General features: G+C 71.2%; 7 protein-coding genes. 3 read left to right on the top strand and 4 right to left on the bottom strand.

Translation table 11 applies throughout. The features are described from left to right. Positions 1–111 precede the first annotated feature (111 nt). A complete protein-coding gene (locus QZV94_RS07495) occupies positions 112–1002 on the top strand; it encodes an Hsp33 family molecular chaperone (protein WP_293677185.1) in 891 nt (296 codons plus the stop codon). A 147-nt stretch (positions 1003–1149) separates the two neighbouring features. On the opposite strand, the gene QZV94_RS07490 is transcribed toward QZV94_RS07495, so the two are convergent. Continuing rightward, positions 1150–1668: a surface-adhesin E family protein gene (locus QZV94_RS07490; RefSeq protein WP_293677184.1), complete on the bottom strand. Its 519-nt coding sequence runs from the start codon at positions 1666–1668 to the stop codon at positions 1150–1152. Next, positions 1665–2849 carry an O-succinylhomoserine sulfhydrylase gene (metZ, locus tag QZV94_RS07485; RefSeq protein ID WP_293677183.1) on the bottom strand — a complete coding sequence of 395 codons (1185 nt, stop codon included), beginning with the start codon at positions 2847–2849 and terminating at the stop codon, positions 1665–1667. The genes QZV94_RS07490 and metZ overlap by 4 nt, the downstream gene beginning before the upstream one ends. A 119-nt stretch (positions 2850–2968) precedes the next feature. On the opposite strand from metZ, the gene QZV94_RS07480 reads away from it, so the two are divergent. Beyond that, positions 2969–3985 (top strand): 2'-deoxycytidine 5'-triphosphate deaminase, encoded by a 1017-nt coding sequence (locus QZV94_RS07480; protein WP_293677182.1) that lies wholly within the window; start codon positions 2969–2971, stop codon positions 3983–3985. 66 nt (positions 3986–4051) lie between these two features. Then, the gene (locus tag QZV94_RS07475; protein ID WP_293677181.1) at positions 4052–4930 is read left to right on the top strand and encodes a TraB/GumN family protein; all 879 of its coding nucleotides are present in this window, start codon (positions 4052–4054) and stop codon (positions 4928–4930) included. Between the two features lie 3 nt (positions 4931–4933). On the opposite strand, the gene QZV94_RS07470 is transcribed toward QZV94_RS07475, so the two are convergent. Continuing rightward, positions 4934–5194 (bottom strand): dodecin family protein, encoded by a 261-nt coding sequence (locus QZV94_RS07470; protein WP_293677180.1) that lies wholly within the window; start codon positions 5192–5194, stop codon positions 4934–4936. A 178-nt stretch (positions 5195–5372) separates the two neighbouring features. Next, positions 5373–6314 (bottom strand): hypothetical protein, encoded by a 942-nt coding sequence (locus QZV94_RS07465; protein ID WP_293677179.1) that lies wholly within the window; start codon positions 6312–6314, stop codon positions 5373–5375. Positions 6315–6435: the final 121 nt, after the last annotated feature.

Below are 6435 nucleotides of genomic sequence, written 5' to 3'. Positions count from 1 at the left end.
CCCGCCCTGGGAAATCAACCCCTACGCCCGCTACCCCGGCGGCTCCGGCTGGTGAAGCCGTCGGGACGAACGGTCCCTCGCAACCGGCCGCCCAGGCCCTATATTGCCGCCATGTCAGACACCGAGATTCCCGACGACGTCGTCGGCGCCTTCCAGATCGAAGGCGAAACCGTGCGCGGCCGCGTGGCGCGCCTCGGGCCCGCGATCGATGCGATCCTCAGCGCCCACGACTATCCCGAGGCGGTGGCCAACCTCCTGGGCGAGGCCTGCGCCACCGCGGCCCTGGTGGGCTCCAACCTGAAGTTCGACGGCCGCCTCGTGGTCGAGGCCCGTGGCGGCGGCCCGGTCGCCTATCTGGTGGCCGACTACGACACCTCAGGCGGCCTGCGCGGCTTCTGCCGCTTCGACGCCGACAAGGTGGCCGAGGCGTCCAAGGGCTTCGTGCGCCCGGGGGCCAAGTCGCTGCTGGGCGAGGGCGTCTTCATGATGACCATCGACCAGGGCTCCGAGATGGACCGCTACCAGGGGATCACCGACATCCAGGGCGAGACCCTGGCGCTGTGCGCCGAGCAGTACTTCGCCCAGTCCGAACAGACGCCCACCCGCCTGCGCCTGGCGGTCGGCCGCTCGGACACGGGCTGGCGGGCCGGCGGCCTCCTGATCCAGCACATCGCCGAGGACGACGCCCGCGGCTCCACCGAGGAGGCCTGGCGGCGCACCCAGATGCTGTTCGAGACCACCGGCGAGGACGAGCTGGTCGACCTGGAGCTGTCGTCCAACCAGCTCCTGTTCCGCCTCTTCCACGAGGATGGCGTACGGGTCTTCAATCCCAAGACGCTGCACGCCTTCTGCCGCTGCAACCTTGCGCGCATCGAGACCGTGCTGAAGTCCTTCGACGCCAACGAGCGCGCCGACATGGTCGAGCCTGACGGCAATATCCACGTCACCTGCGAATACTGCTCGAAGGTCTACGCCATCGCGCCGGACACCCTCGCGGCCTGAACCCCACACGATCGTCATCACCCGGCTCGTCCGGGTGACCCATGATCGCGGTCGGCGCAGGAAGGTCGCAGCGGCGCCGCTGCGGGTCACGGCGCATCACGGTGATCATGGGTGGCCCGGACAAGCCGGGCCATGACGAGCGAGAGGCTACGGGTGGTTGGCAGGCTTCGCGGAACCCTTCGGCGGCGTCTTCCCCGCCACCGCCTCGCAGATCGCGTCCACCGCCTGGGCCGCCTCGTCGCCGGGGTGGGTCTCCAGCCACTGGGGCGTCTCGGTTCCCCGCGACGCGAACTCGTCGCGCAGGCTGTTCCCGCGGTAGACGCTGATCCGCATCAAGGCATGGCGGCGCGTCTTGCAATCCACCAGCCACTTCTCGAGGTCCGAGCGCATCTGGCCGCCGCCGACCGCCACGGGCGCAAACATCTCGTGGCGCAGGTCCGCCTCGGCCATCCCGTCCGGCCGCAGCCGCACACCGCCGGGCGAGGCCAGCAGCACCCCGTGCGGATTGATCGCCAGCACCCGCCAGTCCGGCGCCTCGATGTGCGCGGCCATCCAGGCCGCGACGTCCTTGGCCGAGGTGCTGGCCGGCGGCGGCGGCTCGGCCGGCGCTTCCTGCGCGCATGCCGGACCGGCCAGGAACGCCGCGAGGAGCAGGGCGCGCCTCACGTCGCGTCGAGCGCCCGGGAGACGTCGCGGACCAGGTCGTTCGGGCCCTCCAGCCCCACGCTCATCCGCACCCAGCCTTCAGTCAGCCCGATGGCGACGCGCTCGGCCTCCGGCATCGAGCGGTGCGTGGTGGTCGATGGGTGCGTGGCCATCGACTTGGCGTCACCCAGGTTGTTGGAGATGTCGACGATCTGCAGGCTGTCCAGGAACTTCCAGGCCGCTGCGCGGTCGCCAAGGTCGAACGCCACCACATTGCCGCCGCCGGTCATCTGGTTGGCGATGATCGCGGCCTGCGGATGATCGGGGCGGCCGGGATAGATGGTGCGCTTGACCTTCGAGTGTGCGGCGATGGCGTTCGCCACCTTGCCGCAGTTCTCGGTCTGCCGGCGCACCCGCAGCTCCAGCGTCTCCAGCCCTTTCAGCAGCACCCAGGCGTTGAACGGCGACAGGGCCGGGCCGGTATGGCGGTGCATGTCCTTGTACGCGCTGGTCATCAGTTCGTCGGGGCCGAGGATCGCGCCGCCCAGCACCCGGCCCTGGCCGTCGATGTGCTTGGTGGCCGAATAGACGACGATGTCGGCGCCCAGCACCAGGGGCTTCTGGAAGATCGGCGTGGCGAACACGTTGTCGACGATCAGCTTGGCGCCGGCCGCGTGCGCGATCTGGGCCACCGCGCCGATGGCGGTGACCTCCAGCAGCGGATTGGCCGGGCTCTCCACCAGGAACACCTTGGTGTTCGGCCGCACCGCATTCGTCCAGGCGTCGATGTCGGTGGCGTCCACGTAGGTGGTCTCCACCCCGAACCGCGGCAGCCATTCCGAGATGATCCAGCGGCACGACCCGAACAGCGCGCGCCCCGCCACGAGGTGGTCGCCGGCCCGCAGCAGGCCCATCAGCGACAGCTGGATCGCGGCCATGCCCGACGCCGTCGACTTGCACTGCTCGGCGCCTTCCAGGAGCGCCAGGCGGTCCTCGAACATCTGCGTCGTGGGGTTGCCGAAGCGCTGGTAGATGAACCCCGGCGACGTGCCGGCGAACCGGTCGTCGGCGGCCTGCGCGCTCTCGTAGGCGAAGCTCTGGTTGAGGAACAGCGCCTCGGAGATCTCGCCGTACGGCGTGCGCGCCAGGCCGCCACGCACGGCCTGCGTCTCGACCTCCCAATCGCGCGGATCCTCCGCCATGCCGGCCTCCATCAGAAACGGCCTGCGGGATGGACGCCGCAGCGGACCCCGTCAAGGTCCGCCTGCCGCGAAGCGGCCCCCTTGCCACGCCGGTTTTCTCGGCTAAGTCTCCGTCGCCCATGAGCGAACCCGCCGCCCCGGGCATCCTGCCCTGCCAGTCCATCGAGGCCCTCATTCGTGAGGGCGCGATCGCCGCGGCGAACCCGTTCGAGGCCGACCAGGTCCAGCCGGCCAGCCTCGACCTGCGGCTGGCCGGCCGCTGCTGGCGGGTGCGCGCCTCTTTCCTGCCCCGGCACGGCACGGTCCGCCAGCGGATCGCCGAGGTGGCGATGCACGAGCTCGACCTGAGCCGCGGCGCGGTGCTGGAGCGGGGCTGCGTCTACATCGCCGAGCTGCAGGAGCGGCTGGCCCTGCCGAAAGGCGTGTCCGCCCGCGCCAACCCCAAGAGCTCGACCGGCCGGGTCGACGTCTTCGTCCGCCTGCTCTCCGACTTCGGACACGCCTTCGACGATGTCGACGACGGCTACACCGGGCCGATCTACATGGAGATCGCGCCGCAGACCTTTTCGGTCCTGGTGCGCTCAGGCACGCGGCTGAACCAGCTGCGGCTGAAGGCCGGCAAACCGCCGCAGCTGCGCATCGAGAGCGTCGGCGTCGACCTCACGGGCGACATCGCCGGCTTCCGCGGCCGCCGCCACGCCGGCGTCGTCGACCTGGACCACGAGGACGGCCACGACCCGCGCGACTTCTGGGAGCCGCTGATCCCGCGCAACGGCCAGCTGCTGCTGGATCCCGGCGAGTTCTACATCCTGGCGTCCAAGGGCGCGGTGGAGATCCCGGTCATGGAAGCCGCCGAGATGACCCCGATCGACCCGTCGGTGGGCGAGTTCCGGGTGCACTACGCCGGCTTCTTCGACCCCGGCTTCGGCACCGACGAGGCGCACGGCAAGGGCTCCAAGGGCGTGCTGGAGGTCAGGAGCCACGAGACGCCCTTCATCCTCGAGGACGGCCAGACGGTCGCCCGCCTCGTCTACGAGCCGCTGACGGAAAGGCCGACCCGGCTCTACGGCGACCTCGGGTCGCATTACCAGCGCCAGGGTCTAAAGCTATCCAAGCATTTCCAAGTCTGGGAGTAGCGGCCGCTCCTTCTTTCTCTGGAGGGAATTGAGGGGGAGCCGCGTCGTGAGGGCGACGTGGGTTGGATGCGCAGGCTCGCCGCAGCGGCGGGCGCGATCCTCGTGGGGTGGCTCGGCGGCCCGTCCCTGTTTGGGGGCGGCGACGCCGCGGCGGCCCCCGCCCTGTGGCGGGTCTCCGACGCCGACAGCCGGATCTACCTCTTCGGCACCTTGCACGTGCTCAGCCCCAAGGCGCAGTGGCGCACGCCGCTATATGACCGGGTGCTGGAGGAGGCCGGCGCCGTCTGGTTCGAGGCCGACCTGACCCGCGGCGATCCGGAGACCGTGCGGCTGCTGTTCCGGCGCTACGGCTCCGACCCGGACGTCCCGCTGAGCCGCAAGCTGCCGCCTGCCGATGTGCAGGCCCTGGCGCGGCAGACCGATCTCGCGCGGATCGAGCACCTGCGGCCGTGGGCGGCGGCGCTGATGCTGTCGGTGCGCCCAAGCCTGGGCCGCGGCGCCACCGTCGAGGCCGGCGCCGACATGGCGGCAACCCGCGCCGCCCGTGCCGGCGGCAAGACCATCCGCGCCTTCGAGACCCTGGAGGACCAGGCCCGCATGTACGCCAGCCTGCCCCAGGCCGCCGAGATCCGCTACCTCAGCAAGGTCGTGCGGGAACGCGCCAGGCGCAGGATCACCTTGCCGCCCGGGCCGGTCACTCTGGAACGCGCCTGGCTCGCCGGCGACCTCTCGCGCCTGGGCTCCTCGGCCCTGGAGGCCGACAATCCGGCGCTCTACGACGCCCTGCTGCGCCGCCGCAACCTCGCCTGGGCAGACCGGCTGGCCGCGGAGATGGCCGGCGGCGGCACGCAGTTGGTCAACGTCGGCGCCTTGCACATGGCCGGCGACGACGGCCTCCCGGCCCTGATGGCGGCCCGCGGCTTCACGGTCGAGCGCGTGCAGTAGGTCTCAGGCAGGCTGCGCCTCGCGGGCGGTCTGGCCTTCCCACTCCGGCGCGCCGGCCATCACCTCGTACTTGAAGCTGAGGCGCAGCTTGGTGCGATAGCTCTCGATCGCGCCGTTTTCGCCAATGGTCAGGTCCTGCTCCACGACCTCGGCGACCCTGAGGTCGCGCAGGCTGCGCGCTGCGGCCGAGACGGCCTGCTGGGCGGCGTCCTCCCAGCTCGTGGCGCTGGTGCCGATGACTTCGGTGACCCGGTAGACGCTCATGCTTGTCTCCTGAAGGCGGGCGCCCCGACGCCTGCCGCCGGAGCGGGACTCTAGCCAGCCAGGGGTCCGCGTCGGGAGGGGTCGGAAGGTCGGCCCGCAGGCGGCGTGGGTCTCCGGGCCACGCGGGCCATCGTCCCACCGCAACCCTGCGCCCGAGGCCCGGCGAATGCAATCGGGCCTAGCGCCGGCCGGCGCAGGCTCCCGGCTGTTCGGCCTTCCAGCGGATATTGACGTAGTCGGCGCCGTTCCAGCGCTGGATGGGATGGCAGAAGCCCGGCCCGCCATTCTCGATATCGGGCCAGCCGCCCGCGCCGCGCGTGGTGAGGAATGTCGGGACGCCCTGGTTCCCGAAGAACTTCCGCCACGTTCCGTTCGCCTCCTTGGTGACGATCACGAAGCCCTGCTCGGTGGAGCCGTAGCATTCGGTCCCGAAGTCGCTGACCACCGCGTCGGGCCGCCCGTCGCCGTTCAGGTCGCGGATATCGATCGTGGCCTCTTGGCTCTTGTCGCAGGCAAGGTGTTTGCCCCGGACGGCGGGGAAGCCCGCCGCGCGGAAAGCTGCCTCGCGGTCGGCCGGATTGCCGGGCGCGGGCTTGGCGGCTCTTGGCGGTCCAGCGCCCGTCGACAGGCGACCATCGGCGGCGAGGTCGGACGGGCATGGCTTCAGCGATACGTATCCTTGGCCCGGCTGGAAGGTCCACGTCCGCTGGCAGCCGGGTCCTTCGAGGCTGTAGTCCCGCCAGCCGTTGGTGCGGGTCTCCAGCAGCTTGATGCGACCCACTCCGGCGCCGACCAGCGCCCATCTCGCGGGGCCCTGCTTCTGGATCACCCAGAACTGCTGGCCGCCGGGGCCGTAGCAGCCGGGATCGGCGTCGCTCACCACCGCTTCGGGCCGTCCGTCGCCGTTCATGTCCACAGCTGCCGGCCGGGGTTGGGCGGACCGGCCACAGCCGTTGAGGATCTGGTTCCCCTGTATGCGGAACCCCGCCGCCGTGATCATCGCCGCCGCCTCGCGCGCCCGCTCCTGCGGCGTTGTCTGCGCCACGGCGGAGCTCGCGGCTATCAGCACGGCGACGACAGCAAGGACGCCGCGCCACCCGCACCCGCCACCGTCAGCCATGGGGCATCCTCCTGTTGGACGGCCATGGTGCGGCCCGCGCCCGGCGGGGTCAACGCGGGTAGGCCGGCGGAGCCGCAACTTGCGGGCCGCGGGTCGTATGCCCGGCTCGAGACCCGGCGGA

This window comes from uncultured Phenylobacterium sp., from assembly GCF_902826855.1.
Taxonomy (GTDB): Bacteria; Pseudomonadota; Alphaproteobacteria; order Caulobacterales; family Caulobacteraceae; genus Phenylobacterium.
The sequence above is the reverse complement of the archived record's forward strand: the minus strand, read 5'-3'. Positions and strand labels throughout refer to the sequence as shown.

Excerpts from the sequence above, each read along its gene's own strand:
- QZV94_RS07495 (WP_293677185.1), top strand. The coding sequence starts at position 112 with ATGTCAGACACCGAGATTCCCGACGACGTCGTCGGCGCCTTCCAGATC.
- metZ (WP_293677183.1), bottom strand. The coding sequence starts at position 2,849 with ATGGCGGAGGATCCGCGCGATTGGGAGGTCGAGACGCAGGCCGTGCGT.
- QZV94_RS07480 (WP_293677182.1), top strand. The coding sequence starts at position 2,969 with ATGAGCGAACCCGCCGCCCCGGGCATCCTGCCCTGCCAGTCCATCGAG.
- QZV94_RS07475 (WP_293677181.1), top strand. The coding sequence starts at position 4,052 with ATGCGCAGGCTCGCCGCAGCGGCGGGCGCGATCCTCGTGGGGTGGCTC.
- QZV94_RS07470 (WP_293677180.1), bottom strand. The coding sequence starts at position 5,194 with ATGAGCGTCTACCGGGTCACCGAAGTCATCGGCACCAGCGCCACGAGC.
- QZV94_RS07465 (WP_293677179.1), bottom strand. The coding sequence starts at position 6,314 with ATGGCTGACGGTGGCGGGTGCGGGTGGCGCGGCGTCCTTGCTGTCGTC.